Below are 26,543 nucleotides of genomic sequence, written 5' to 3' on the forward strand. Positions count from 1 at the left end.
TCAAAAACAAGGAAACATTATGACCACTACACGTCCCCAAACCTACGATACCGTCTCGCGCGCATTGCACTGGCTGACCGTACTCGGCTTCATCGGCATCCTGACCACCATCGCCATCTGGACCATTTATGACGGCGAAGAATGGGTCGGCGCACTCTTCGGCGTGCACAAATCCATCGGTTTCATCACGCTGCTGGTGATTATCGTGCGCATTGTTTGGGCTTTACTCAATGCGTCCAAACGTCCTGCCGCCGACAGCTTTGCCGCCAAAGCCGGCCACCTTGCCCTTTACGTCCTCATGCTTGCCGTTCCCGTTATCGGCATGATCCGCCAATACGGTAGCGGCCGCGGCCCGTTGAAAGTATTCGGTGTCCAAGTGATGCAGGGTTCGCCTGAGAAAATCGAATGGATGGCCAACCTCGGCAATATGGCGCACGGCAAACTCGGCTGGCTGCTCTTCGCGCTGGTCGCCGGCCACATCGCCATGGTCGTCGTCCACCGTATTCAAGGCCACGACGTTTTGTACCGCATGATCGGCCGCCGTTCTTAATTTGAAACGGTAAACAGCCAAGGCCGTCTGAAAACAGTTGCCCAAGCAAAACTGTTTTCAGACGGCCTTTTTGTATTTGTGTTAATCTGCAAAAGTAGGGCAGGCGTTTTGCCTGACTGTTGTCTAAATACTGTAACCGTACCGAGAAACACCATGACTGCTCCCATTCTCGCCATCACTTCCGGCGAACCGGCCGGCATCGGCCCCGACATCTGCCTTGATTTGGCTTTCGCCGACCTTCCTTGCCGCCCCGTTGTTTTGTGCGATAAAAACCTGTTGGCGCAAAGGGCCGAACAGCTCGGCAAATCCGTCATCCTGCGCGATTTTCAAGCCCAAGCGGCCGATCCGTTTCCCAAGGGCGAACTCGAAGTCCTGCATATTCCTTTAGATGCCGAGTGTCAGGCAGGCGAACTCAATCCTGCCAATGCCGCGTATGTGCTCCGGCTGCTGGATACGGCGTATCAGGGCATTTCAGACGGCCTGTTTGCCGGTATGGTGACTGCGCCGCTGCATAAAGGCATCATCAACGATGCCCACGCAGGCAACGGCTTTTTCAGCGGCCATACCGAATACCTCGCCGAAAAAAGCCATACCGAACAAGTCGTCATGATGTTGACCGGTGGCGGCCTGCGTGTGGCATTGGTTACCACCCATCTGCCGCTGAAAGATATTTCCGCCGCCATCACGAAGCCTTTAATCGAGTCGGTTGTCCGCATTCTTGAACACGACCTGCGCCATAAGTTCGGCATAGCCAATCCGGTCATCCTCGTTACCGGCCTCAATCCCCACGCCGGCGAAGGCGGCCATTTGGGACACGAAGAAATCGACACCATTATTCCGGCACTTCATGCACTGCAGGCTGAAGGCATAGACGCACGCGGCCCTTATCCGGCCGATACCGTGTTCCAACCCTTCCTGCTTAAAGATGCCGATGCCGTCCTCGCCATGTATCACGACCAAGGGCTGCCTGTACTCAAATACGCCGGTTTCGGCGAAGGCGTGAACATTACCCTCGGCCTGCCCTTTATCCGCACCTCCGTCGATCATGGCACGGCCTTGAGCTTGGCCGGTACGGGCAAAGCCGATTCCGGCAGCCTGATGACCGCCGTCCGCGCCGCGCTTGATATGGCGCACAATATGCAGCAGGCCGTCTGAAGCGTGGAGGTTTGATCGTTTGTCGGCGTAAAGTGTTCCTGTAAGAGCATCATCAGGAAATATTTGCCTGCCGATTTGATGAGGCCGATAAATATTTGGACAATAATCTGCACTTTATTGGAAAAGCCATATCAAAAGGCCGTCTGAAACCCAGATGTTTAGGGTTTCAGACGGCCTTTCAGTTTTTTGGCTTACCAAATTTCAGATAAAGTTTCTTTGACTTTGGCCTTCACTTCCGCACCGAAGCGGCGGCTGAGCATTTTGCTGAAATCGTCTTGCGGCGTGTAGTTGACCAGCTCGGGGGCTTTGACGACATTGCGGGCAACGCTGTAAATGCTGCCGAAGTCGTCAATCAGGCCGACCTGTTTGGCTTCTTTGCCGGTATAGATGCGGCCGCTGAAAACATCGGGATACTGTTTGTCTTTCAACCTTGCGCCGCGGCCGAGTTTGACGGCTTTGATAAATTCTTGGTGGATATCGCCCAACATGGTTTCCCAAATTTGGGTTTGCGCCGGCGTTTCAGGCGTGAAAGGGTCGCCCATGCCTTTGTTGCTGCCGGCGGTTTTCAGACGGCGTTTGACACCGGCTTTGTCCATCAAGCCGGTAAAGTCAAAACCACCGCCGATCACGCCGATGCTGCCGACAATGCTGGACGGGTCGGCGTAAATTTTGTCGGCAGCGGCGGCAATGTAGTAGCAGCCGGAAGCGCACATGTCTTCGGCAACGAGGTAAACAGGGATGTCTTTGTGTTCGGCTTTGAGGCGGCGGACTTCGTTAAAGGCCGTGTTGGACACGACAGGCGAACCGCCGGGGCTGTTGGCGCGGATGATGATGGCTTTGGCGTTGGCGTTTTCGTAGGCGGCTTCCATGCTGTCGCGCAGGATTTGGACTTGGTCGTCGATGTCGTTGCCGATTTCGCCGGTCAGGTCGATAACGGCGGTGTGTTCGCTGCGGGCTTGGACCGACGTGGTTTTTCCTTCTTCTTCTGCAAGGCCGAAAATCAGGCTGAGGAAGATGAGGACGGCGACGCCGCGCCAGATATTGCGCCAAATGCGGGCGCGGCGTTGTTCTTGGTAGGCGGCGAGGAGGACTTCGCGCAGGGTGTTGCGCTCCCAGTTGTCGACGGGGGTGGAGGCGGAAGAGGGTGTGTTTTGGGCATCGCCTTCACGGTGGATTCGGTATTGCATGATGTGATGTGCTTTCGTGCAGGCCGTCTGAATGTTCAGACGGCCTTATCGGTTTTAGTTGATGGAATAGCCGCGCAGGTATTGCGTGCGCTCGCGGGTCATGCGGGTTTCACACTGCAGACGCAGGTATTCTGCTTGTGCGGCGTTGTCTGCGGACGCGGCGGCTTGTTGGCAGTTGAGTTTTTTGCTTTGAATCCAGGCGCGTTGCTCGCCAAGGATTTGTTGTTTGACGTCGCTGTCCAAGCCGCCCCAGAGGTCATTGATCTCGCCGTCCGCCTGACGGTTTTGCGCGCGTGCGTTGTCGAGTTCGCTTTGGCTGAGGCCGGGCGGCCCGTTGCGTTGGGTTTCATGGTCGGGGCGCAGGACTTCGTAATCTGAATCGTCGCCGTCATCGGTCAGGCCGGCAGTCTGGCTGGCGGCGTTGTTTTCCAGGATGTCTTGCGGATTGAGGGTGGGCGGTTCTTCCGTGTTTTGGTTTTGCAGCAGTTTGATGGCCTGCTCTTTGGACACGGGTTTGCCGTCTATCATGACGATGCTTTTCACGCCGTAGGGCAGTAGGGTGGCGGAAAGGGTTTGGGCGGTGGAACTCAGGGTATTGTCTTCGAAAACCGGTTTGCCGTCTTTGTCGGGGGTGTAGAGCAGGGTGGTGCTGAACGTGTTGTTTTCAAAGGTCAGGTTGCTGCCCATCAGTTTTTGTTCGAGCATGTCGGCCAACGGGGTGCTGCCGTAAATCAGCGGGCTGTTGTCTATGGCCGTTTTGAGGATGGTGTCGGGAATACGGATTTTGAGGTTGGCGCGGCAGATGGCTTTGCCGTCGTCTTCGGTTTCTTTGGGGTCTTCAAGCAGGGTTTCTAATTCGAGGCCGGCGGCGATGATTTTGTCGGCATCGACGAATTGGCGGTTGTCATTGCGGGCGAAGGAGCGCGCTTGTTGTTTGAGGGTGTCTTCGATGGTGGTACGGATGTTTTGCAGTGTGGCCGGTTGGGCGCAATCAAGTGCGGCTTTGGGCTCTTCTTTGCTGCATGCGGCAAGCAGAATCGTGCTTAAAATCAATACGGAAGCGGTTTTTTTGTACATGTGTACTCCTGAAGGTGACGGCCTTTCAGACGGCCTGACGTGCCTATCATAGCAAAAGCACTTGCTGCAAGTAAATGCGGCAAGTGCTTTTCTATGTCGGACGTATCAGCCTTTGATGACGCTGACGAAGCCGGAGAGGATGGCGGCGTTGAGCAGGTCAACGAAGAATGCACCCACCATAGGCACAATCAGGAAGGCTTTGTGCGAAGGGCCGAAAGTTTGGGTAATGGACTGCATATTGGCAACGGCAGTCGGGGTGGCACCCAAACCGAAACCGCAGTGGCCGGCTGCCAAGACGGCGGCGTCGTAGTCGCGGCCCATGAAGACGTAGGTAACGAAGGTTGCGTACAGAATCATGACGACGGTTTGTACGGCCAGGATGATGGTTACCGGGCCTGCCAGACCGGTCAATTCCCACAGTTTCAGGTTCAGAAGGGCCATGGCGAGGAAAAGCGACAGGGAGGCGTTACCGAATACGTCGATGGCGCGGTCGAACATATTGACTTTGAAGGTTGCAGTCAGGACGTTGCGGATGACCACGCCGGCAAACAGACACCATACGAATTTAGGCAGGTCGAAGAAGGCTTTGTCGTAGCCGTCGACAATTTCGGCAAAAGCCAAACATGCGGCAAACATCGCGAGTGTTTCGACAGCGGAGTCAGCCGTAATCAGACGGGTACGTTGCGCTTTTTCGAAGACGTCGTCGGTTTGGTCGTTGTCAACTGGTTTTTTGTTTGTTTCCAGAGGTTTGCGACCCATTTTGTTGATCAGGCGACGGGCAACGGGACCGCCGATCAGGCCGCCGAATACGAGGCCGAAGGTGGCGGAAGCCATACCCAAGCCGGTTGCGCCGGTCAGGCCGAATTTGCTTTCAAAGTCAGGACCCCATGCGCCGGCTGTACCGTGACCGCCGGTCAGGGTAATCGAACCGGTAATCAGGCCGATCAGCGGATCCAGACCCAATGCGCTTGCCAAGCCGACACCGACGAAGTTTTGGACGATGATGAATGCACCCACCACGGCGGTAAAGATAACCAAAGGCAGGCCGCCCGCTTTCAAACGGGAGAAGTCGGCGCTCAAACCGATGGATGTAAAGAAGATAAGCATGAACGCATCTTGCAGCGGTTTTTCAAATTTGAAGCTGACGCCGTAGGCTTCGTGCAGGGCGAACAGGACGATAGCGGCAACTAGACCGCCGGCGACCGGCTCGGGAATATTGAAGTCTCGTAAGAATTTGATTTTTTGAACCAGAAATTTACCAACCAGCAACACGAGCGTGGCGGCAATCAGTGTGTAATAACTGTTGAATTCCCATTCCATGTTGTTTCACCTCCTAGAAATGTTTTTCCGAGTATCCGTTTCTTTCCGGATGCAGTGTGTTTCAACGCTTGGCGTTATCCGCCGAGAGTCATGGTATTGATGCGCGGACAAGGTGTTTCCGGAAAGAAATGAAAACGATGGCTTGTCCGTGAAAAATAACTGGCAAATATTAGGGGAATAGTTAAAGATTGTCAAAAAATGCGTGTGTAAATCTTTTCAGACGGCCTTTTGTCCGATGGCATGATGCGCTTCGCGGCGCCATTGTTCCAATAGGGATGTTAATAACCCGGCCGAGGTATGCCCGTTGCCGATGGCGGCCTGCAGCCAGTAGCAGGCAGTCGGAACATGGCAGCTTACACCTTGCCCGTGATAGTAAAAACAGGCGAGGTGGTATTGGGCGGAAGGGTGGTTTTGTTCGGCAGCAATGGCGTACCAGTGGGCGGCCGCCCAAGGGTCTTGCGCCGTGCCGAGGCCGTAATGGTAGATGCGGCCCAAGGCTGCCGCCGCGTTTTTGTGGTGGAATTCGGCCGCTTCCATGTAATTTTTGCGCGCGGCATTGTAGTCGGCAGGACGGCCGATGGCGCGGGCCTGTGCTTCCGCCAAGCGGTATGCGGTCTCGGTTTGTTGCTGTTGCAGGGCGGCTGTTTTGATTTGTTCGTATTGTTGCGGATGGTACAGCGCGGCATCGCTGACGAGTTTTTGTGCGGCGGCGGCAGAACCCAGCGCGGCGGCACGGTGGTAGTAATCGTGCGCGACATGGTTGTCGGCTTTGATGCCGAGGCCGTAGCGGTAGAGGTCGCCCATGATTTTCAAGGCTTCGGGATGGTTTTTCTCGGCGGCGGCTTTGGCGTAGCGTGCCGCTTGGAACGGGTCTCGTTCGGAAAGTTCGCCGGTCAGGGCGTATTGGGCCAGCTTGGCTTGAGCTTCCGCTTGTTCCTTGTCGGCAGCACGACGATACCATTCCAAGGCTTCGGGTCGGCGTTGGGCGGCAAGAAGGTCGGCCAGCAGGGTTTGTGCGGCGATGTGGCCGGCTTGCGCGGCTTGTTCGAGGTATTGTTCGGCTTGTGCGTGGTCGGGGCTGATGCCTGTGCCGTAGAAGTAGATTTGACCGAGTTGCCAACAGGCGGCAGTCACGCCGAGTGCGGCCGCTTTTTCGTATTGTTCGACGGCTGTCGCAAAGTCGCCTTGGCGTTGATGATGGCGTGCCAGATGGTAATACGCAGGCGCGGCATATCGGGCGGCGGCAAGCTCTGCCCAGTAGAGCGATTGTGGATCGTTGCGTTGCGCGTGGTAACGCATGAGGATTAATTGGGCTTCAGGGTGTCCCTGCTCACCCAGCCAGGCATATTCGTTGAGGAGCTGTCCGGTCGGGGTGCCGTTGTGTTCGCGCTGTTGCAGCAGGGAGAAGAGCGCTTTGGGGTGGCGTTGGGCCGCGGCGGCTTCCAACCATGAAAGTGCCTGCTCCGGTTGGCCGTTTTGCAGCAGATGGTTGCCCAATACGAAAGCAGCTTCCGCATAACCTTGCTCTGCCGCCTGTTGCAACAGGGACAGGGCTTGGGCGGTATGGGATTGTTCCAAAAGGGCGGCAGCTTGCCGGTAGAGGATTTCAGGAGCGGCGGTCATGGTTTGCGGGCGGATAAAGTGGAAGACGGGTGCTGCGGCATATAGGCGGCGATGCCGGTCGATGGCTTTGTGAAAAATAGGGTTCGGCACAGTTTTGCAGTTGCCTTACCGGCCTGCCTTTAAAGATGTTTGGCTTGTTGTATTATTTTCCTGGGGAAACATCTCTATTCAGTGCGTTACAAAGCTTTCGGCTTGAGTCGGCATGCGTTCATGACAGCTCGGTCATTATACTGTTTTTGTAATTTATTGTTAATGATAAATGCGGTTTTTTATGGTTTGTTTACATGACGGCGGCTGGGATGTTGATTGTTTCAGGCCGTCTGAAATGTTTTTCAGACGGCCTGAATTATTTTTGCTAAGTCAGGTTGTCGGAGTGGAAGAGTCGGAGGTTTTTTTGTTGGGGAAAAACACCTGACTGTAGAAGTTGCCGTTAATTTGGGTTACGTTGAGGTGGTACATACGGTAGGCATGGAACAGGTCGCTGTCAGGCGGCGTCGGATGATTCCAAAATTCTGCCAAGGTATTTTGGTCGGTTATGCCGGGAATGTCGTAATGGGCGCGGCCGAGGACTTTGACTGGCATGTTGTGGATCAAGCCGGACAGGCCGCTGGTGCTGTTGATGGTAACCATGCCGAGGCCGTGACGCAGGAAAACAGGCAGGGGGACATCATGGACGTAAGTGATACGGCCTTTGAGTTTGGGGTGTTTTTTGATAAAGCGTTTGATGTCGCGCGAATAGTCGATAAAGCCGCGGTCCATCGGATGATGCTTGATGATGAGGTTGGTATCGGCAGGCGCGTGTGCGGCAAATGAGGCCAAGACATGGAGCAGGAAGCTGCGGACGCTGGAAAAGTCGCAATGGATGCGGACTTGGCTGTCGTTGAATACCTGCAAGGGAACAATAAAAAATTTGCCGTATTTGCCCGCCTCCACGCGTTTGGCGATTTGGATGTCTTCAATATAGTAGTTCAAACGCTTGAGGATGGAGATTGACCACAGTTTGAGGTAATGGCCGGCATTGGATGCGCGGTGGTGGATGTAGTTCGGGTACTTGTTCGGATTGCGGAACAATTCGATATAGTAACGGACGGCATTTTTGGCCATGGGCGTAAACCCGCCGCGTACCGGTATCGGCGCTTTGTATTCTTTCTGGGCCAGCTTGGGGAATTGTTCCAGAAAAAAGTCGGCACGGCGCGGCAACGGGGAGAATGCGTTGACGCCGTCTTTTTCTAAGGTGATGTAGTAGGGGCGGAAATAGCCTTCTTCAAATGCCCAGAAACTGGCTTGGTTTTCGTTTGCAATTCGTTTGGCCAGGAGATGGTAGGGACGTGTGTCGCCAAAGCAGACAACGGCCTGGATGTGATGTTGAACGATGTATTCTTGCAAAAATTCAGGAAAGGCATCGTAGCTGTCGTTAAAAGTAACGGTATGCGCTTGAGTGGGCAGATAAAAATAGTCGTCGCCTGCATTAAAGTTGAATTTATGTACGGTTTTGCCGTTTGCGGTCAGCCAGCCGGCGAGGCGCTGAAAAAAATCGCCGACAGGGCCTTGAAGCAGCAGGATGTTTTCTGCGCTTTCAAGTAAGTTTTGCAGGTTGTTTTGGAGGACGGGCTGTTTCATGTCGCAATGTGATTTTGTTTTTTATGTAATAGTTTTGGGTTGAACTTTTAAGCATACGCCAAGCGTATTAACGATGCAAAAGCAATGATGCTGCAATTGAAGCCGGTTTATGACGCATTGTTAATTTTGATGGCATTTATTTAAAAGATCGATATAGTTGTTTGATTTTACCTAATTTTTTGGCAAAGTACCCACGATGTAATCCGTTGTTGTTTTTTTGCATATTTTTTTGTCGTATCAGGATTTGGGCTGCGGTTTCCGCATTGATGGCCTGATGGGTTTCGGGGTGGATGTAGTCGGGATAGTGGATGAGCGTGCCGGCGATCAGCTGCCAAAGTTCAAGCCTGCGGCTGCGGCGCGGAATGGGGAGCAGATCTTGGGTAAGCCCCCAACCTGCGTAAAAAGGCAGGCCGTAGCAGCTGACTTTTTTGCCGCGCAACAGGGCTTCAAAACCAGTCAGCGAAGTCATGGTGTGAACTTCGTCTGCGTGTTGGAGACAAGTCAGGATGTCGGCCTGTTCGGCGGTTTGGTCGGCATATCGTGCCGTATCTTCAGGGGAGATATGGCCGATACGGTTACCGCTGACTACATCGGGATGCGGTTTGTAGATGATATAGGCGTCGGGGTTTCGTTCGCGTACGGTACGGAGCAAATCCAGATTGCGATAGATTTGGGGCGAACCATAGCGGATCGACGCATCATCTTCAACCTGGCCGGGAACGAGGATCACGGTTTTGTCGGTTGAAGGGGCGGTAAAGTCCGAGCTGCCGACATTGTATTTGCTGATGCGGTTTTCGGTCAGCATTTTTTGCAGCTTCAAGGCCGTCTGAAAGTCTTGATTGTCGAAGTTTTGGTTTTGCAGGATGTGTTCAAGACGGGACGGGGTTTCGGCGTTGAAATAAATGCCCATATCGTCGGTAACGAGCGACAGCGGCGGGACTAAATTAGAACCAAGCCCGACCGAACGGATAAAGCCGTCTTCCATGCGCAACAGGGGGATGTTGTGTTGTTCGGCAAAACGGACGATGGCCTCTTTGCCGTTGCCCCAGGCAAGGATGCGTGCATCGTCGGACAGTTTGACCCCGGCCAGTTTTTGGGTGGAGGAAATAAATTTTAGACGGCATGAGGGTACGTTAAAGAACGGTTTGGCAACCGCGCGTTTCCACAAAGACATGCCGACGCAATACAACTCGCCACGCAATTTGTCGTTTTTGCGTTTGACCGTCGCCAGATAGTCGATAACATCAAAGAGGCTGCCTGCTTCGCCGGTATTGGGGTTGAGGTAGCGGCTGTATTGCAGATAGGCTGCGGCGAAGAGTTGCAGCAAGTTGCGGGGGGTGCGGCGTTGGGTTTGGACAAGGCTGTCGATTTTAGGATGGCGGTCGTCGCTTACGCCCCATCCGGCATACCATGGCAGGCCGAAGGTGGTCAGCGGTTTGCCGCATAAAAGCGCCTCAAATCCCATTTGCGAGGTAACGCAATAAACTTTATCGACGTTTTGTAACAAAGAAATCGGATTGATGTCTTCTGCCAGAAGATGGACGCGGTGTTGCTGCGCCAGCCGGGTCAGATAGCCTTGTTTTTTGCCGCACAAAACATCGGGATGGGTTTTGACCCAGATATCGGCTTGCGAGTTTTCATTCAAGGCCGTCTGAAACATCAGTTCAAACGTAGAGGCGTCTGCGCCGCCATATTGGATGGCCATGTCGCCGAAGGTTTGGTCAATGATGAGGACGGTTTCAGGTTTGGATGGGGAACGTAAAGGATGGTCGTCTGAAAGTTCGGGCGCGTGGTTGTATTTGGATAGATGATGTCGCAGGATGAAATCCATCGCCTGTTGCGCCTGAGCCAAGGTTTCAGACGGCATGGTATCGGCGGCGAGAATCAGTTGTTCCAAACGCGAAGGACGGGTGGTGTCGTAGTAGATGCCGATGTCGTCATAGACGATGGAGTAGGGCGGATAACCGGCGACACCCAGTCCGAGCGAGCGTAAAAAGCCGTCTTCCAACGCAATAAAGGGAAGCCGGTGTTCAGCGGCAAAAGCACGTGCTTTGTGTGTCGTTGGGCGCAAACCCCAGCCGACGACAACCCCCGCTCCTTTTCCGTCTTTGCAGATATGAAATTCAGGCAATAGGGTGGAGAGATGGGGGATTCTGTGGATGCCGCGAGAGGGAATGTAGGCGTTTTTCACAATGCGTTTTCGTCGATTATTGTTATTAATGGATTGTAGGCCGTCTGAAAAGAGGAACATTCTTTCAGACGGCCTGAATAATTTTTTAAAACGTGACGGCTTCGGCCAATACTTTACCTGCCAAGTCTTTAGGCGACAGGTTCGGCTCACCTTGCAACGGCCAGTCGATGCCGACGGTCGGATCATTCCAAATCAGCGAGTGTTCGGCTTTGGGATTGTAATAATCCGTGCATTTATAGACGAACTCGGCTTCGTCGCTCAGTACATAGAAACCGTGTGCGAAACCTTCGGGTACCCACAGTTGGCGTTTGTTTTCTGCGGACAAGATCTCGCCTACCCATTTTCCGAAAGAGGGAGAGTCTTTACGCATATCGACGGCCACGTCGAATACTTCGCCGACAACCACGCGCACGAGTTTGCCTTGTGTGTTCTCAGTTTGATAGTGCAGGCCGCGCAATACGCCTTTGCTGGATTTGGAGTGGTTTTCTTGCACGAAGGTGCGGTCGCAGACTTGGGTTTTGAACCACTCGTCGCGGAAGGTTTCCATAAAAAAGCCACGTGCGTCGCCGAAGACTTGCGGCTCAAGCAGTTTTACGTCAGGAATGGCGGTATCAATGATGTTCATCGTTTTATCTTTCATCTAAAGGCCGTCTGAAAAGTTTCAGACGGCCTCAAACATTATTTTTTCAACAGGCGCAGCAAATATTGGCCGTATTGGTTTTTCGCCATCGGGCGAGCCAGCTCTTCCAGTTTTTCATCGGAAAGCCAACCGTTGCGCCAAGCGATTTCTTCCAGGCAGGCGATTTGCAGGTCTTGGATGTTTTGCACGGTTTGGACGAATGAAGCGGCTTCGTGCAGGCTCTCGTGGGTGCCGGTGTCCAGCCATGCGAAACCGCGTCCCAAAAGTTGCACCGACAATGAACCGTCTTCCAAATACATTTGGTTGAGGTCGGAAATTTCCAATTCGCCGCGGGCGGACGGTTTGATTTGTTTGGCGAACTCGACGACGCGTTGGTCGTAGAAGTACAAGCCGGTTACCGCCCAATCGGATTTGGGCTGTTGCGGTTTCTCTTCGATAGACAGAGCGTTGAAGTTTTCGTCAAATTCAACCACGCCGAAACGCTCGGGGTCTTTGACCTGATAACCGAATACGGTTGCGCCGTGGGTCTTGGCGGCGGCCTGTTTCAATGTTTGCGTAAACGATTGGCCGTAGAAAATATTGTCGCCCAAAACCAAGCAGACATTGTCGTTTCCGATAAATTCTTCGCCGATGATAAATGCCTGTGCCAAACCGTCCGGACTGGGTTGAACGGCATAGCTGATGGAAATGCCGAAATCGCCGCCGTCGCCAAGCAGGCGTTTGAAAGAGGCGTTGTCTTCGGGCGTGGTAATCACCAAAATATCGCGGATTCCTGCCAGCATCAATACGGACAGGGGATAGTAAATCATGGGCTTGTCGTACACGGGTAGCAGCTGTTTGGATACGCCGCGCGTGATGGGGTAGAGGCGTGTGCCGCTGCCGCCGGCGAGGATAATGCCTTTCATGGGTTTTCTCCTGAGTAGTGTGTGTTTGCGTGATTTTCAGACGGCCTAATATGGGAACAGGCCGTCTGAAAACTTATTTTCCGGTGCCTATGTGGGGGACTGTTAGTTTTTGCACAAGGAACAAATAGATTAAAAAAACGCTGAAATCTTCGAAAGACGTGGATTTCGGCGTTTTTTTGTATCCGGAAAAGTTACGCCAGCTTTTTCACAAAACCGCGCCGGAATGCGCGGTTTTCTGTTTAAAGCTGACGAGATTAGGGAATTTTTAAAACTGTTTTAAGAGGTTTTTAAAATGGATTTAATCAATACTCCGGCCATACCACTCAACACGGCCTATGATGGCGATGTCGTCTTGGGCATTACTCAAATCTATTTCAAACGGTGCGTAACGTGGATTTTCAGACGTTACAAGCAGTTTGCCCGGTATACGTTGCACACGTTTGACAAAGAGGTCATTGCCTATACGCAAGACATATAGGCCGTCACGCGGGTCGGTTTCGGCGTGATTGATGAGAATGGAATCCCCATGATTGAGCACACCCTCCATTGAATCGCCTTTAACGGTAATTACAGACAGCTTTTCCGGTTGTTTGGTCACATAGTTGTCAATCCAATATTTCCGGAAAGCCAAGCAGAACAAAGGTTCTTCGCCGAAGACCGGTGCGCCATACCCTGCTGCTGCGGCTACGTTGTAGCGCGGCACGAATACAAACTCCGACAAGTCGACAGGGTTGCCCATAGTGTCGGTGATTCCATCAGAATTTCTGCTTACAGAGAATGCTCCGGCGTTTTCCGGCCTGGCTTTATCGAGATACGGCAAGCCTTTGCCGGTCAGCAGCCAGTTTAAGTCACACCCGGTAGATTCTTGAATCTTTATAAGGGTTTCAGTGTTTGGAAGGCCGTCGTTATACCAAATCCGGTTAAATCCGGGCGGGCTCATTCCAATATCTCTTGCAATAACCGCAGGCTTTGGGTTATCGCGCCATAAGTAGGTCAATCTTTCTTTAAAAGTATTCATAAGCTATCTCTATATGTGATTGCATACATAAAAATATCTATGCAACTTTCTATGCAACTAAATGTATTTGGTTGCATAAAATTAATTCGTTTAATAAACAAAAACATATAGAAAAACTAAGCGAAAGCTTATATTTTTCTCTATGCAACCGCTTTACATAGTATCTGGTTGCATATATTATTCAATCAACCAAGTACAAACGGTTAGAAAAACGGTTTAACGTATGGAGTAAGTGAAATGGTACAAAAAAACGCAGATTGGCACCGCGCAGATATTGTTGCAGCACTCAAAAAACGTGGGTGGTCAGTAAGAGCTCTTAGTGTTGCATCCGGCTTGTCGCCAAATACATTGAAGGGAGCATTGCAATTTCCTTATTTGAAAGGAGAAAAAATCATTGCAAATGCAATAGGTGTCCCACCTGAAGTAATTTGGCCGACACGTTATGAAGAACGTAATTTCAAGCCAGTATTAAGTGCTTCGCACTACCTAAACGCTCCAAACGGTAGCTGCCGTTCAATACGTTTTGCCACCAGGTTTTGTTGTCCAAATACCATTGCACTGTTTTGCGGATACCGGATTCGAATGTTTCCTGAGGTTTCCAGCCCAGCTCCCTGCCGATTTTGGCAGCGTCGATGGCATAGCGCACGTCATGGCCGGGGCGGTCTTGTACGAAAGTAATCAAATTTTCATAACGTGCCACACCGGCAGGTTTTTCAGGAACAAGCTCTTCCAGTAGGGCGCAGATGGTTTTGACGACTTCGATATTGGCTTTTTCATTGTGGCCGCCGATATTGTAGGTTTCGCCGACAACGCCTTCGGTAACAACCTGATACAGCGCGCGTGCGTGGTCTTCGACAAACAGCCAGTCGCGGATTTGCATTCCGTCGCCGTAAACGGGCAGCGGTTTGCCGTCGAGCGCGTTCAGAATCATCAAAGGAATGAGTTTTTCCGGGAAATGGTAAGGGCCGTAGTTGTTGGAGCAGTTGGTTACAATGGTCGGTAAGCCGTAAGTACGCAGCCATGCGCGGACGAGGTGGTCGCTGGACGCTTTAGAAGCAGAGTAGGGGCTGGACGGCGCGTATGGCGTGGTCTCGGTAAACAAATCGTCTGTGCCGTGCAAATCGCCATAGACTTCATCGGTGGAAATATGGTGGAAGCGGAAGGCTTCGCGCTTTTCAGACGGCATTTGTTGCCAGTAGGCGCGGGCTGCTTCAAGCAGATTGAATGTGCCGACGATATTGGTTTGGATAAACTCGCCTGCCGAATCGATAGAGCGGTCGACATGGCTTTCCGCAGCCAAGTGCATTACGGCATCAGGCTGGTGTTGTGCGAATACGCGGTTGAGTTCGGCTCGATCGCAAATATCCACTTGCTCAAAAGCGTAGCGAGAATTATCGGCTACCTCGGTCAAAGATTCCAAATTGCCGGCATAAGTCAGCTTATCGACATTGACGACAGAGTCTTGAGTGTTTTGGATAATATGACGGACAACGGCAGAACCGATAAAGCCCGCGCCGCCGGTAACAAGGATTTTTTTCATAAGTTTCAGAGGATAGTCAAAATAATATAAACGGATTATAGCAGACAGAAAGTGTGTTTTTCAGATAAAGAGGCCGTCTGAAAACATCTCTTTCAGACGGCCTGTATCAGGTCAACTTAATCATCGTAGCCATTTGGGTTGTTGCTGACCCAACGCCATGAGTCTTCCATCATCTGCGCCAAATCGCGTTTGGTTTCCCAACCGGTCTGCGCTTTGGTGTAAGCAGGGTCGGCGTAGAAACAGGCCAAATCGCCATCGCGACGCGGTTTGATTTGGAACGGAATGGTCAAGCCGGAGGCCGCCTCAAAGGCACGGATGATTTCCAATACCGAATAAGCACGTCCCGAACCCAAATTAAACAGGTGTATGCCCGAAACATCGCTTTTCGCCTGCATCGCCGCCACATGGCCTTCCGCCAAATCCATCACATGGATATAGTCGCGCATGCCCGTACCATCGGGAGTAGGGTAGTCGTCGCCGAAAACCGACAATTGCGGCAGCTTGCCTGAAGCCACTTGGCAGATATAAGGCAGCAGATTGTTAGGGATACCGTTTGGCTGCTCACCGATCAAACCGCTTTCATGCGCACCGATAGGGTTGAAATAGCGCAACAAAATCACGCTCCAACGCGGATCGGCCTTTTGGATATCCGTCAAAATGCGCTCCACCATAGACTTCGACGTACCGTAAGGGCTGGTCGTATCTCCCGGTTGCATATCTTCCGTATAAGGCACTTTACCCGGATCGCCGTAAACCGTAGCAGATGAGCTGAACACAATCTTGAATACACCGGCACGTGCCATTTCTTCAGCCAAAACCAAGCTGCCCGACACATTGTTGTCGTAATATTTCATTGGTTCGGCCACGCTTTCGCCGACTGCCTTCAAGCCGGCAAAATGAATGACGGCATCAATATCGTGTTCGGCAAAAATTTGACGCAACACTTCACGATCACGGATATCCCCTTGGTAAAAAGGCACAGATTTGCCGGTAATCTTTTCCAAGCGCGGGAGGATGTTGGCAGACGAATTGCACAAATTGTCCAAAATCACGGCATTAAAACCTGATTTCAGCAGGGAAACAACGGTATGGGAGCCGATGAAGCCGGTACCGCCGGTAATAAGAATAGTCATTGGTTTTCCTTAATTAAAATTGTGTTTGGAAGTCGTGAGACCGGTTGGCTGAAAATACAAACGCTTTCAGATGACCTGATGTAAATGTTGTCAAAGAGGGATTGCTTTATTTGGATATTGTATATTTAGTTACCTGAAAAGTAAAAAAATATGGGATAATCACAGTGTTATGCACAGGGTGCAAAGCGTTATCATTTCAATTTTAATAAAAGGATCTTACCATGTCAGTATCTAACGAAGTTTTGGCGTTGATTTCACAAGTTGCACAAAAACAAGTGTCAGCAAATGAAGAATTGTTGTCTACAGGACTTATTGATTCCGTGAGCGCAATGGATTTGGTTATGGCCATCAAACAAAAATTTGATGTTGATTTGCCGTTTGAGCAACTGGTTGATATTTTGGCAAACTCAGCCAATATCATTCAATATGTTGAAAATAATTACAAAGGCTAAATCATGAAACAATTAAATGAATTCCAAAATCTTGATGATTTTTTGGAATACCGTTTCAACCAAACTTCGGGAAAAGCGTTAGTTAATGATACTCAGGAATGTTCTTGGGAAGAGTTGCGCGTAAAAATAGCCACATTTATCGAGGCTTACAAAAGCATAGCAGATATTACCAAAAACATTCCTTTGGTGTTGCACGGCCATAAAGAAATTGATTTTGCAGTGGCAATTTATGCCTGCTTATTGAACAAAATCCCTTTTATTCCGGTAGATAGTATTTATCCTGAAAGCCGTCTGAACAATATCTGCCAACTGTCGAAAGCACGCTTTGTGTACCGTTCGGCAACGCAAACTTTTGAAAAGCAGACTGACGAAGAAGTAGAGCTTGCTGAAAAAGATTTGGCTTACATCATGTTTACTTCAGGAACAACCGGCGCACCTAAGGGTGTGCAAATCGGTCGTGAAGCTGTATTCAACCTGATGAAATGGATGAAAGAGCAGCTTAATTTAGCCGCACCTAATGTATTCATGAATCAGGCTCCGTTTGCGTTTGATTTGTCAATGTACGAAATCTTTGGCAACTTAGCTTACGGCGGTTGTATTGTCATGAACAGTCGTGATGCTATTTCTAATCCTGCCACCTGGATTGATTTTTTGGCCAAACAACAAATTACTACTTGGGTTTCCACGCCTTCTTTTGCCATGCAGCAGCTGCTTAACCCTAAATGTAGTCAGGCTACTTTACCGAGTTTGAAGGAATTTTTGTTCTGTGGCGAAAAACTTGGCAAACCAGTAGTAAATATGATTTTTCAAAAATTTCCCGGTGTCCGTGTTATCAATACCTATGGTCCGACTGAAGCAACTGTAGCAACAACTTACGTTGATATTACACCTGATATGCTGGCGGCAGAAGAAGAGTTGCCTGTAGGCGTTGCCGTGCTTAATTCCAAATTAGAGATTGTTGACGAAGAGATTTGGATTAGCGGTAACCATGTGATGCGTGGCTATCTGAACAACGAAACTGAAAATGCCAAACGTTTGGTAGTGCACAGTGCAGATAACCGCACTTATAAAACAGGTGACTACGGTTTTGAAAAAAATGGATTGTTCTATGTACAAGGCCGTAAAGACGAGCAGATTAAGCTCAATGGCTACCGTATCGAACTTTCAGAAATTGAAGAAAAAATCCTTAACCTTAAGGAATTTGCCTTTGATAATGTGGCAGTAGTGGCTTTGAAGCGCAACACAGGCGCAGTATTGCGTTTGGTGTGTTTCTATACAGCTAAGCAAAGTGCAGATACTCAGGCAATCAAAGACGCATTAGTACAAAATTTACCGTCTTACATGATGCCGTCTGAATTTATTCACATTGATGAAATTCCAGTCAGCACCAACCACAAAACCGACAAAAAAGCATTGTTGGAAAAATATCAGCAGGGTTTATAAAATGGATTTATATCAAATTCAGCAAAACATCTTACGAAAAGCCAAGATTGATCCTCAAAAGGTTAACGCTTGGATTTATAACAATCAAAGTATAGTGTTCGATTTTCTGTTGAACGACTATTTTGTCAGCGTCAGCTATACGGCAGTAGGACAAACCTTTAACTTTATTGAGCGTAATAAGAGCAAGGTTTCTAAGATTTCTGGCTTCCATAAATTTCTGAAATATATTTCAGAAGTTTATGGAAGTTACCCGCAATCGGTTAATCAAGAAAAGACAGTATTGTCTTTTAAATTTGCTGAAGCCGATTGGGCAAAAATCGAGGATAAATTTAGTGAGATTTTAGAAGTTACTTCCATTTATCTTGGCAGCGAACTGTGCTACATCCTGAATGTTGAAAAAAATAAAGGCATTAATTTAGTCGAGTATTTGGATAAGCCGGAAGTTGAATACATTGGTGTTAAAGGCGACAGTAATGAGTTTTTCCTAAGCTATGCTCGGAATCATGGTCTAAGTGATTATGTTTATGAGCTAAATAATAGAGGCTTTTTAGCTGTTGAACACAAAATGGGTGTAAGTGTGTTCCGTCGTGTGAACAAGCACAGTTATAAAGATCTTTTGGCTTATTTCCCAGACTCTTTCCATGAGTTGGAGAATGTCATTTATACTGTTGAAGCACCGAAAGTATTGAGTGCCAACAAGAAAAACCTATTGGTGTTGTTCTCTTATACCAATAAGAGCAATGAGAATATGGTTGACCGTTATTATAGCCACCCATTTCCATTTATCAGCAACAGCATTATGCCAAATACTTATATCATCCGTATGGCTGATGTATCGGACGCGTTTGGCAGTCACGGGTTGAATACAAAGTTTGATGAAAATATCGAAGATAATATCCAGCGTTTCATTAAGAGCCTGATGAATATTTATGGCGTAGATAAGAAAAACGTAGTCATTTGCGGTGCATCATCAGGCGGTACAGGAGCGGTATATCACGGCTTAATTGGTGGGTACAAAACCTTTGCAATCGACCCATTTTTGGGTAACCATAAATACTATGGTGGCAAAGATCCATTGTATCTGCACTCTATCCGTACGCCGATTTTGGAGACTTTCAAAAAGCTACCAGATGTAATTGATCATAACCTTGAAAATCAAGTGGTCATTTCATCGGCTAAAGTATCAGAGTTTTATCCGGATATTAAAGAGTTGAAAGAAGCATTGCCTACAGTTGTATTATGTGAATTTGACTTTGAAAAAATTCAAAAGCACATAGATTTTTCAGGCAACACAGTATTCTTGTCCAATACCATTATCAATAATTTGCTGTTGGATATCCATATCACTGATTCGGACATTAATCTGAACTAAATGCGAAGTAAATAGACAGTAAGTTTTAGATTTACTGTCTATTTTTTTAATATTTGAACCATATTTATCATGTTTGGGGAATGTAATGGTAAATAAAACGACTGAAGAATTTCAGCAAGAAATTCTTAAAAATATCAAATTAAAAAATACGTCTGTTGATATTTATTATCAGCAGAATGTGTACTGCAATTTCAAATCTGACCGTGAAACACCATTTTCTGTCAGCTTAAATTTAGATTGGCAGAAGATTTTCCTGTTTTATCGTAATAAAAGTGAGATAGATAATATCGGAGAAATGTTTCCAAACTTCAGTTTATCTAAGCAGGATGGGGATAATGTATACATTTATGATGTCAGTACTTTGGATTTTGCCCAAACCTGTGCGGTATTTATCAAATTGGCCGAACGTGCGGAACAATATTTTTCTGAACGGCCAGTAGTTAACAGCCGCAAAAAAGAAGTGATGTCAGGTAATTATATCGACACCTCTGGAAATAAAATTACTGCACCTGATAATCTGCGAAACTGTCATTTCCAATTTCTAGGAGGAGGTGGGAATGAAGTTGTTATCCACCCTAATGCAAACTTGCGTAATGTATTTTTAGAATTTTTAGGCAAGGACAGCAAAGTCTATATTGGAGAAAATGTTTCTATGCAAGGCCAATGGTGTTTGGGAGTAGGCTGTACGATTAACATCGGTAGTAAAACTACCAGTACCAATCCGGTTTATATTACTGTTGCCGAACATACAACCTTGTCCATTGGTGAAGATTGTATGTTTGCCACTAATAATCAAATCCGTACTGATGATGCACACCCAATTTATGATGTTCATACTGGAAAACGTTTAAATGTTTCTAAAGACGTTACTATTGGAGACAGAGTGTGGGTAGCCTATGGCGCAACAATTTGGGGTGGTACAAAGATTGGTAGCGGTAGTATTGTTGGTGCATTTTCGGTAGTGAAAAAACATTTTCCTAATAACTGCGTTATTGCAGGCGTGCCGGCTAAAGTCATACGCAAAGATGTATTTTGGGAACGCAATAATGTTTTATATACAGATATAGATGAAGGTAAGGATTTGGCAGAAATGAATCATGTCACCTATATCAATTCAACAGTAGAACTTGATTAGTGCATCTAATAGTAAAGGCCGTCTGAAAACATAAAAGTTTTCAGACGGCCTTTTTTAAGATAAGACAGAGATTATTCTAAACAAGCCAATTGTTTTTTCAGACACTCAGCCTGTAATGCCTTGTCACCTTTAGCTTCGGCTATTTCAGCTGCCAGTTTCCAATATGCTGCTGTGTCTTGTAGAGAGAGACTGTCAAAATAACGTTGTGCTGCCTGATGGTTTTTCAGACGGCATAAAGCAGTTGTATAAAGATACATCGTTTCCGGTGAGGCTTGTGCAAAATCAGCCAATATTTTGGTGACAGACTCCCAATCTTGGTTTTGGGCAAGTTTTTCAGCTTCATACAAGGCCAAAGACGGACTCTCAGGATATTTTTGGCGCAGTTGAGCCAATAGATATCTTTCGCCGTCAGTGTTACCGGAAGCGTACATTTTTTTCAGATAATCGACTGTTAAATCTTCAGGAATTAAGAGCAGATTTTCTTCAAAGGCACGGTTAAGCTGGGTAAATAGTTTTTCAGAATCACCGCGTAATTTTGCCAGTCTTGCAATGGCGATACGGCAACTTGGATCATTTTGAGTATGTTTTTCAAAAGCAACCAAATACTGATGCGCGCCTTGTAAGTTACCAAGTTTCATGCAGAGGTAAGAAGCCAACAGCTCGGGTTTGAGATAGCCTTTTTGGCGATCGTCCAAGCTATCAATATACGTTTTCAGTAAAGCCAATGCTACAAAATAATTCTGCTCCGATAGCTTTTGTGCTACGGTCAACAAAGGTTGATATGAATCGGGTAAGTCTGTACCTATCCGGGCAAACAGTTTTTCAGACAGCCTTTTTGCTTGGTGAAACGAGGCTGCAAGTAATGCGACAAGTAAATCATTTTGCGTTCCTATATGCTCGTTTTCAGCAAAAAATTCCGCCCCTTTAACAGCATTACCGATATATAAGTCCATTTTCGCATGCCAGTAACCTGCGGTATCGGGATAATCAGGTAACAGGTTTTGCAAAGTATCAAACTGTTTGCTCTCAAATAAAGCGTTCAGATAACGATGGCGATAATCAGCTGTTTCTTCCGCATTCAGACGGCCTGTATCAAGCAGAGTTTGGATACGGGTTGCTGCCAAGTCCCATACCTGATGATTTTCTGCTTGCTCAATCATATTGATTAAAATCGGCATATTGTCAGCGGTTTCGGCATGGTCAAGAGCAGTAATAGCTTGATACACACGTTCGCAGTTGCCACCTTCTTGGAAGGGGAAAGTATCGCGGATGCGAGTAAGATATTCGGGTTTGGCATGTCCTGATTTTAAAATGCTTTCTAATTCACCCAGTGTTTCATGCTGATTGATGGTAATAGGGCCAAATCCGTCAGTTTCGTAAGAGAAATAGCCTTTTTGATAGGTGTGCGTACCTGAAAAGAAGGCTTCTTTATCAAATTGATAGTAAATAATTGCTTTATTCAGATAGGCCATGTCAAATGCTACTGATGAGTAGTCGGTAATCAATACGGCGCAACGTCCGAAAAGATACTGAATACTTTCAGTTTCACGCAGTCCACTCCAGATTTTTATATAGGTAGGGACATTCATTACTTCCAAATAGGGCTCGATATTTGGGTGTGGTGCAAAAATTACTTCGTAGCCGTAGGTTTCTGCCATTTCCTTCAGGCGCTGGTCGTGAAGCAGAGCCTGCCAGTGACGGGCATAGTCAGTTTCCATAAAAGCACTGTTGAGCGTACGAGTATTGCTACCTGTACCGATATTTTGACCGACAATGTTATTGCGCCAAGTTGGCATAATCAGGATCTTGCGACTGTCGGGCTTATTTTTTGATAGTAAGGAGTCGTAGCGTGGAAATCCAGTTAGTGCTACTTCTTTTTCGGTCAGCTTGTAGGTATTGAAGTCAGCCTCAATCGAGCGACTTTCTGGCTCAGTAGTGGTAATAAAACAGTGTAGGTTTTGCTTGCTATTTGTCCATGCAGAAAGATTGTCTTTAGTTACTCCGTGCTGAAGAAAGACAAATTTTTTGCTGTGTTCGTATAAATCCCCAAAATAATTGTTGATGTGTTTTTCCAAATGACTGGAAATGATTTTTTCAGCTTTACGTAGATGTCGTTCATATTCACTACCGCCGAATTCTACAAGTTTGAAGCCTTCTTGTTCGAGGCGGTTCCAGTCTGGGGCAGTTTTGTTGAGTACGAAATAGCAAGTTTGTTCAGGGTGATTCTGCATCATATAACGATAAAAATGCTCAGCGTTGTCGTCAGCTTTAGTTTCCCTATCCATTAAGAGCCAGCTGCCGTCTGAAAGGTATTTTTCGGACGGCGTAAATAAACCGATAAGTTCATTTAATGCGATACCGTGCATAAAGGTTTTACCTTTAATTGAAATTCGCATTGCTTTTTTGTTAAGTAGAATATTAATTTTGGCATTGTCTGCAACATCACCATAGGGAACCCACAAACGTTTTTCGTAAACAAATAATTGTTCATTTAGCTTATTGACCACGCTTTTTGCATAGACAGGAATAAGATCATGCCCATCGGCCTGCACAGAATATGGCTGGTCGAAATAGGTAAAATAGCTGATAAGGAACTGTTTGCGTTCACGATCAATGTTTTCAATATAGGCGATTTGGAATGGTGGCTCGCTCTGTTTGAACATTCCAAGCATACCAACTTTATGGAATAGCCATACTCCCGCTAAGCCAAATTCCATAATATTTTTTTGATCAATATAATTAAAAACCTGCTGCATTAGATCATAAAAATGTGATTTTTGTTTAGTATCTAACAAATCTAGACGTTCAGGTCTATTAAGTAATTGTTGGATATACCAAGCCATATCATATAATGCGGTTTTTTGTATTGAGGAGGGTACATGCCCTAAGCGGTTTTTATAGTTTTGAAGCATAGGCAAGAAGCCATACTCAAAAACATTAGAAAACTTTTCTACTTTTTGCCAAGAAGTATCTAAAGTGGATGTGCCACTTTCACGTTTGCGATAGAAATAGACGGCATCTCTGTCAAACACAGCTTTTGCGTCCTGCAAATCTAATAAATAGTCTGCAATAAATTTGCCATCTTCAAAGTTTGGCTTAACATTGTGGTCAAACACCAAATTCTGTTTTTTAATATGGCTGACTCTGAAAAAGGTTGAGGCAGCAGACATATTGATAAACTTATCGAGCTTAGCAACATCAATAACGTGGGTTTTGTTAAAACGGAATCTTAGAGGATGACTGTCTTTAATGATATTTTGATTTTCAAAGAAAAACTTCATGTTAGTAGCTACAGTTACTGCCGACGGATGTTGGCTAATTTGAGTATCTACTGATTTGAAGTAGTCAGGGTGAAGATAATCGTCAGGGTCAGTAAATACTACCCATTCAGTTTGTGTATGTTGCAATCCCAAATTACGTGCCGAGGCCTGGCCGCCATTTTCTTTGTAAAAATAATGGATATTTTTTGGAAACTTGGTTTGCCATCGTTTGATGATTTCTGCCGAATGGTCAGTTGATCCATCATCTACTAGAATGATTTGAATGTGTTTTTTGAAATTCAAGCTTTGTTTGACGATACTGTCAAAGTATTCATCAAGGTATTTTTCGACGTTATAAACGGCTGAAACGATTGTAAATTGATTATTACCTTCGTATTTTAAGGGAAGGTATTTTTTGAGTTTCATTATGCGTTTGGCGTACATATCGCGGAAAAAGAGTTTAGGGTCTCGTAAGAGCTTCCGAAATTTTTTATTGTTCATTTTTTTAACCTTTTATTTTTATTTGGTTTTGAAGTAATTTTCCAGCATTTGAATCAGTTTGTCCTGGTAGTTTTCAATCTGTTGCTGGCTGTGAAAATCGTTGGCACAAAAAGAGTGTGGCTGCCGCCTATTTTTTTTATTTTCCAAGAGCTTGATATATTGGGCAGGCGCTTTGTTGGAGCGGATATTAAAATAATAACATATTTCATTACCTACTGTAGATTTCCTGTTTAAAAACATCAGCCAAGGTACGAGGAAGGTGGCAAGGTTGAGATCGTGGTTAGAACGGAAACGGTTGGATAAAAAGGCTTCAATCTCAGTACGGTAGTGCTGCCAAGCAAATTGAAAGCTGCTTTTATGCAGTGGGATATAGGTGTGTACCAACGGACGGTCGATTTGGCAGTCGTAGTGTTGTTGTAATAGTGCGATACAGTTTTTTGAGGCGGAAAGAGTTGGTGTGTCAGTTCCTCTTTCGGACATTTGTTTTAGGCTTTTGTCTGCAATAAAAAGTGAAGCAATGCCGTTGGCGTGAAAAAAATGTTCCTTCGGTAATGGTCGGGCAACAAATACATCATCGTTAAAATAGATGAAGTGTTCATTTAGATTGGGAATGTTGTGCAGGTGTGCTTCGATTACATGCGAATTGAAGGTGGGCAGGTATTGCGGGTCAATGATTTGACTGTGATCTATTATGCTGACGTTGGGATAGTCGGCAGGATTGAGCCAGTCGGGGCGTTGGTTGTCGGTAATGATGTAGATATGGTTGACCCACGGCAGGAAGGTACGCACGCTGTGAAGTGAATAGTAAAGTTCGTTGTGGTTACTGAAACGGGCTTCGTCATTATTGTGGAGTGCGTTTTGTTCGGCAGTAGGGCTATGTTGGCGTCGACGTTGCTGCCATTTGGGATCTTGGTTATTTACCCATGTGAAAACGACATCAACTTTAATAGGGGGAAGGTTGATACTATTTTCAAGTTCGGCTAAATACAGGGTGTTGTCGATAATGACCGGTTCGTCAGACTCTGTTGTACGCTGTTCGGCATTGCGGACAGGGTATCTTTTATTGAGATAGTCGCGGAAGAATACACCTGGTTGTCGAATCAGTTTTTTAAGTTTCCTCATGACGGTATTCGCTGTAATGTGATGTTTTTGATGTTTATGTCAGGTTTTCAGACGGCCTAATATTTCATCAGGTGTTATAATGACTGCGCTTAATTAAAAGTATAGTGAGATTTAATCAATGTTGAAAGCAGAATGTCTTACCCGCAGGGGCATGTTATTGTTGTGTGTCAGCCTGTTGGCCGCATGCTCTTCTCTTCCTAATTCCGGCCCAAGTGCACGAAATGTTGTTGCTTTGGGGCAACAGCCGGCTACAGCCGAAGTGCCGGAGGTGGAATTGATTGATGTGAATGGCGCGGTGGCTCAGTCACTATATCAAGCGCAAGTTAATCAGTCATTTGCTCAGTTGGGCGATGGTACATCATCAATAGGGGCTATCAATATAGGTGATGTGCTGGATATTACGATTTGGGAAGCTCCTCCGGCTGTGTTGTTCGGCGGGGCTTTGTCGTCTACCGGTTCGGGTAATGCGCAGCAAACTAAGCTGCCTGAACAGATGGTCAGCTCTTCAGGTACGATTTCTGTGCCGTTTATCGGCGATGTGTCTGTCCTCGGTAAAACACCGGTTCAGGTGCAAAATATTATCAAAGGCCGTCTGAAAAAAATGGCGAACCAGCCGCAGGTAATGGTGCGCATGGTGCAAAATAATGCGGCGAATGTATCGGTTATCCGCGCGGGTAACAGTGTACGTATGCCTTTGACGGCTGCAGGCGAGCGTGTGTTGGATGCGGTGGCTGCGGTGGGCGGTTCGACTGCGAATGTTCAGGATACGAACGTACAGCTGACACGCGGCAATGTTGTCAGAACGATTGCTTTGGAAGATTTGGTGGCACATCCGCGTCAAAACATTCTGTTGCGTCGCGGTGATGTGGTCACAATGATTACTAATCCGAGCACATTTACTTCTATGGGTGCGGTCGGTCATACGCAGCAGATTGGTTTCTCTGTGAAGGGCTTGTCTTTGGCTGAGGCTGTGGGACGTATGGGCGGTTTGCAGGATTATCGTGCAGATGCGCGCGGAGTATTTGTATTCCGTTATGCGCCTTTGTCCGAGTTGCCTCCTGAGAAGCAATCCAAATGGGCTGAAAAAGGTTATGGCGATCGTGCGGAGATTCCTGTGGTCTACCGTTTGAACTTGGCGGATGCGAATTCTATGTTTTGGATGCAGCGTTTCCCTGTGAAGGATAAGGACGTGGTGTACGTATCGAATGCGCCGATGGCTGAAGTACGCAAGTTCTTGTCATTTGTGTTCTCGCCTGTGGTTAGCGGTGCGAACAGTATTAATAATTTAGTGAACTAATG

The 26,543-nt window shown here is 47.4% G+C and carries 20 protein-coding genes and 1 pseudogene; 8 read left to right on the plus strand and 13 right to left on the minus strand.

Annotated elements, in window-relative coordinates; all coding sequences use genetic code 11:
* The first annotated feature begins 19 nt into the window (after positions 1-19).
* Positions 20-550: a cytochrome b gene (locus HMPREF2596_RS01070; RefSeq protein WP_081948031.1), complete on the plus strand. Its 531-nt coding sequence runs from the start codon at positions 20-22 to the stop codon at positions 548-550.
* 153 nt (positions 551-703) lie between these two features.
* Positions 704-1,705, plus strand: coding sequence for a 4-hydroxythreonine-4-phosphate dehydrogenase PdxA (gene pdxA, locus HMPREF2596_RS01075; protein ID WP_070848988.1), 1,002 nt, complete (start codon positions 704-706; stop codon positions 1,703-1,705).
* Positions 1,706-1,896: 191 nt separating this feature from the next.
* Here the strand turns inward: pdxA and HMPREF2596_RS01080 are convergent, their stop codons facing one another.
* The 9 genes from HMPREF2596_RS01080 to HMPREF2596_RS01120 all read right to left on the minus strand — a co-directional run bounded on the left by HMPREF2596_RS01080 (position 1,897) and on the right by HMPREF2596_RS01120 (position 13,286).
* Complete coding sequence (locus tag HMPREF2596_RS01080; RefSeq protein WP_070848990.1) at positions 1,897-2,892, minus strand: S49 family peptidase; 996 nt, start codon at positions 2,890-2,892, stop codon at positions 1,897-1,899.
* Positions 2,893-2,946: 54 nt separating this feature from the next.
* Positions 2,947-3,969 carry a lysozyme inhibitor LprI family protein gene (locus tag HMPREF2596_RS01085; protein ID WP_070848992.1) on the minus strand — a complete coding sequence of 341 codons (1,023 nt, stop codon included), beginning with the start codon at positions 3,967-3,969 and terminating at the stop codon, positions 2,947-2,949.
* A gap of 105 nt (positions 3,970-4,074) precedes the next feature.
* Positions 4,075-5,289, minus strand: a complete 1,215-nt coding sequence (gene gltS, locus HMPREF2596_RS01090) for a sodium/glutamate symporter (protein ID WP_003747957.1) — start codon at positions 5,287-5,289, stop codon at positions 4,075-4,077.
* 216 nt (positions 5,290-5,505) lie between these two features.
* A complete protein-coding gene (locus HMPREF2596_RS01095; RefSeq protein ID WP_036492533.1) occupies positions 5,506-6,912 on the minus strand; it encodes an SEL1-like repeat protein in 1,407 nt (468 codons plus the stop codon).
* A gap of 360 nt (positions 6,913-7,272) precedes the next feature.
* Positions 7,273-8,532 carry a capsule biosynthesis protein gene (locus HMPREF2596_RS01100; protein ID WP_036492217.1) on the minus strand — a complete coding sequence of 420 codons (1,260 nt, stop codon included), beginning with the start codon at positions 8,530-8,532 and terminating at the stop codon, positions 7,273-7,275.
* A gap of 136 nt (positions 8,533-8,668) precedes the next feature.
* On the minus strand, positions 8,669-10,783 hold the full coding sequence (locus tag HMPREF2596_RS01105; protein ID WP_070848994.1) for a capsular polysaccharide biosynthesis protein: 2,115 nt from the start codon (positions 10,781-10,783) through the stop codon (positions 8,669-8,671).
* Positions 10,784-10,808: 25 nt separating this feature from the next.
* On the minus strand, positions 10,809-11,348 hold the full coding sequence (gene rfbC / locus HMPREF2596_RS01110) for a dTDP-4-dehydrorhamnose 3,5-epimerase (protein WP_070849134.1): 540 nt from the start codon (positions 11,346-11,348) through the stop codon (positions 10,809-10,811).
* A 53-nt stretch (positions 11,349-11,401) separates the two neighbouring features.
* Positions 11,402-12,268, minus strand: a complete 867-nt coding sequence (gene rfbA, locus HMPREF2596_RS01115) for a glucose-1-phosphate thymidylyltransferase RfbA (RefSeq protein WP_049349316.1) — start codon at positions 12,266-12,268, stop codon at positions 11,402-11,404.
* Between the two features lie 298 nt (positions 12,269-12,566).
* Entirely contained in the window at positions 12,567-13,286 is a 720-nt protein-coding gene (locus HMPREF2596_RS01120) for a S24 family peptidase (protein ID WP_004520485.1), read from the minus strand.
* 237 nt (positions 13,287-13,523) lie between these two features.
* Between HMPREF2596_RS01120 and HMPREF2596_RS10805 the strand changes: the two are divergent.
* Positions 13,524-13,754 (plus strand): annotated as a pseudogene (locus tag HMPREF2596_RS10805) (transcriptional regulator); the annotation flags it as partial.
* Here HMPREF2596_RS10805 and rffG read toward each other — a convergent pair.
* Both rffG and galE read right to left on the minus strand, forming a co-directional pair.
* Complete coding sequence (gene rffG, locus HMPREF2596_RS01125; protein ID WP_070848996.1) at positions 13,744-14,826, minus strand: dTDP-glucose 4,6-dehydratase; 1,083 nt, start codon at positions 14,824-14,826, stop codon at positions 13,744-13,746. The pseudogene HMPREF2596_RS10805 and the gene rffG sit on opposite strands and share 11 nt — an antisense overlap.
* Before the next feature lie 116 nt (positions 14,827-14,942).
* On the minus strand, positions 14,943-15,959 hold the full coding sequence (gene galE / locus HMPREF2596_RS01130) for a UDP-glucose 4-epimerase GalE (protein WP_070848998.1): 1,017 nt from the start codon (positions 15,957-15,959) through the stop codon (positions 14,943-14,945).
* 221 nt (positions 15,960-16,180) lie between these two features.
* Between galE and HMPREF2596_RS01135 the strand changes: the two genes are divergently transcribed.
* The 4 genes from HMPREF2596_RS01135 (at position 16,181) to HMPREF2596_RS01150 (ending at position 20,361) form a co-directional block, all read left to right on the plus strand.
* Complete coding sequence (locus HMPREF2596_RS01135) at positions 16,181-16,411, plus strand: acyl carrier protein (RefSeq protein ID WP_003747973.1); 231 nt, start codon at positions 16,181-16,183, stop codon at positions 16,409-16,411.
* A gap of 3 nt (positions 16,412-16,414) precedes the next feature.
* A complete protein-coding gene (locus HMPREF2596_RS01140; protein WP_049349323.1) occupies positions 16,415-17,854 on the plus strand; it encodes an AMP-binding protein in 1,440 nt (479 codons plus the stop codon).
* A gap of 1 nt (position 17,855) precedes the next feature.
* Positions 17,856-19,226, plus strand: coding sequence for an XcbB/CpsF family capsular polysaccharide biosynthesis protein (locus tag HMPREF2596_RS01145; RefSeq protein WP_070849000.1), 1,371 nt, complete (start codon positions 17,856-17,858; stop codon positions 19,224-19,226).
* An 85-nt stretch (positions 19,227-19,311) separates the two neighbouring features.
* Positions 19,312-20,361, plus strand: a complete 1,050-nt coding sequence (locus tag HMPREF2596_RS01150; protein ID WP_070849002.1) for an acyltransferase — start codon at positions 19,312-19,314, stop codon at positions 20,359-20,361.
* Positions 20,362-20,432: 71 nt separating this feature from the next.
* Here the strand turns inward: HMPREF2596_RS01150 and HMPREF2596_RS01155 are convergent, their stop codons facing one another.
* Together HMPREF2596_RS01155 and HMPREF2596_RS01160 are read right to left on the minus strand one after the other, a co-directional pair.
* On the minus strand, positions 20,433-24,122 hold the full coding sequence (locus tag HMPREF2596_RS01155; RefSeq protein ID WP_070849004.1) for a CDP-glycerol glycerophosphotransferase family protein: 3,690 nt from the start codon (positions 24,120-24,122) through the stop codon (positions 20,433-20,435).
* Positions 24,123-24,140: 18 nt separating this feature from the next.
* Positions 24,141-25,244 (minus strand): stealth family protein, encoded by a 1,104-nt coding sequence (locus tag HMPREF2596_RS01160; protein WP_070849006.1) that lies wholly within the window; start codon positions 25,242-25,244, stop codon positions 24,141-24,143.
* Positions 25,245-25,362: 118 nt separating this feature from the next.
* On the opposite strand from HMPREF2596_RS01160, the gene HMPREF2596_RS01165 reads away from it, so the two are divergent.
* Positions 25,363-26,541 (plus strand): polysaccharide biosynthesis/export family protein, encoded by a 1,179-nt coding sequence (locus HMPREF2596_RS01165; RefSeq protein WP_070849008.1) that lies wholly within the window; start codon positions 25,363-25,365, stop codon positions 26,539-26,541.
* Positions 26,542-26,543 lie beyond the last annotated feature (2 nt).

The sequence above is a fragment of the Neisseria sp. HMSC078C12 genome (assembly GCF_001838065.1).
GTDB lineage: Bacteria > Pseudomonadota > Gammaproteobacteria > Burkholderiales > Neisseriaceae > Neisseria.

Bases quoted from the DNA above. Each gene is read 5' to 3' on its own strand.
- HMPREF2596_RS01070 (WP_081948031.1), top strand. From the start codon at position 20: ATGACCACTACACGTCCCCAAACCTACGATACCGTCTCGCGCGCATTG.
- pdxA (WP_070848988.1), top strand. From the start codon at position 704: ATGACTGCTCCCATTCTCGCCATCACTTCCGGCGAACCGGCCGGCATC.
- HMPREF2596_RS01080 (WP_070848990.1), bottom strand. From the start codon at position 2,892: ATGCAATACCGAATCCACCGTGAAGGCGATGCCCAAAACACACCCTCT.
- HMPREF2596_RS01085 (WP_070848992.1), bottom strand. From the start codon at position 3,969: ATGTACAAAAAAACCGCTTCCGTATTGATTTTAAGCACGATTCTGCTT.
- gltS (WP_003747957.1), bottom strand. From the start codon at position 5,289: ATGGAATGGGAATTCAACAGTTATTACACACTGATTGCCGCCACGCTC.
- HMPREF2596_RS01095 (WP_036492533.1), bottom strand. From the start codon at position 6,912: ATGACCGCCGCTCCTGAAATCCTCTACCGGCAAGCTGCCGCCCTTTTG.
- HMPREF2596_RS01100 (WP_036492217.1), bottom strand. From the start codon at position 8,532: ATGAAACAGCCCGTCCTCCAAAACAACCTGCAAAACTTACTTGAAAGC.
- HMPREF2596_RS01105 (WP_070848994.1), bottom strand. From the start codon at position 10,783: ATGTTCCTCTTTTCAGACGGCCTACAATCCATTAATAACAATAATCGA.
- rfbC (WP_070849134.1), bottom strand. From the start codon at position 11,348: ATGAACATCATTGATACCGCCATTCCTGACGTAAAACTGCTTGAGCCG.
- rfbA (WP_049349316.1), bottom strand. From the start codon at position 12,268: ATGAAAGGCATTATCCTCGCCGGCGGCAGCGGCACACGCCTCTACCCC.
- HMPREF2596_RS01120 (WP_004520485.1), bottom strand. From the start codon at position 13,286: ATGAATACTTTTAAAGAAAGATTGACCTACTTATGGCGCGATAACCCA.
- rffG (WP_070848996.1), bottom strand. From the start codon at position 14,826: ATGAAAAAAATCCTTGTTACCGGCGGCGCGGGCTTTATCGGTTCTGCC.
- galE (WP_070848998.1), bottom strand. From the start codon at position 15,959: ATGACTATTCTTATTACCGGCGGTACCGGCTTCATCGGCTCCCATACC.
- HMPREF2596_RS01135 (WP_003747973.1), top strand. From the start codon at position 16,181: ATGTCAGTATCTAACGAAGTTTTGGCGTTGATTTCACAAGTTGCACAA.
- HMPREF2596_RS01140 (WP_049349323.1), top strand. From the start codon at position 16,415: ATGAAACAATTAAATGAATTCCAAAATCTTGATGATTTTTTGGAATAC.
- HMPREF2596_RS01145 (WP_070849000.1), top strand. From the start codon at position 17,856: ATGGATTTATATCAAATTCAGCAAAACATCTTACGAAAAGCCAAGATT.
- HMPREF2596_RS01150 (WP_070849002.1), top strand. From the start codon at position 19,312: ATGGTAAATAAAACGACTGAAGAATTTCAGCAAGAAATTCTTAAAAAT.
- HMPREF2596_RS01155 (WP_070849004.1), bottom strand. From the start codon at position 24,122: ATGAACAATAAAAAATTTCGGAAGCTCTTACGAGACCCTAAACTCTTT.
- HMPREF2596_RS01160 (WP_070849006.1), bottom strand. From the start codon at position 25,244: ATGAGGAAACTTAAAAAACTGATTCGACAACCAGGTGTATTCTTCCGC.
- HMPREF2596_RS01165 (WP_070849008.1), top strand. From the start codon at position 25,363: ATGTTGAAAGCAGAATGTCTTACCCGCAGGGGCATGTTATTGTTGTGT.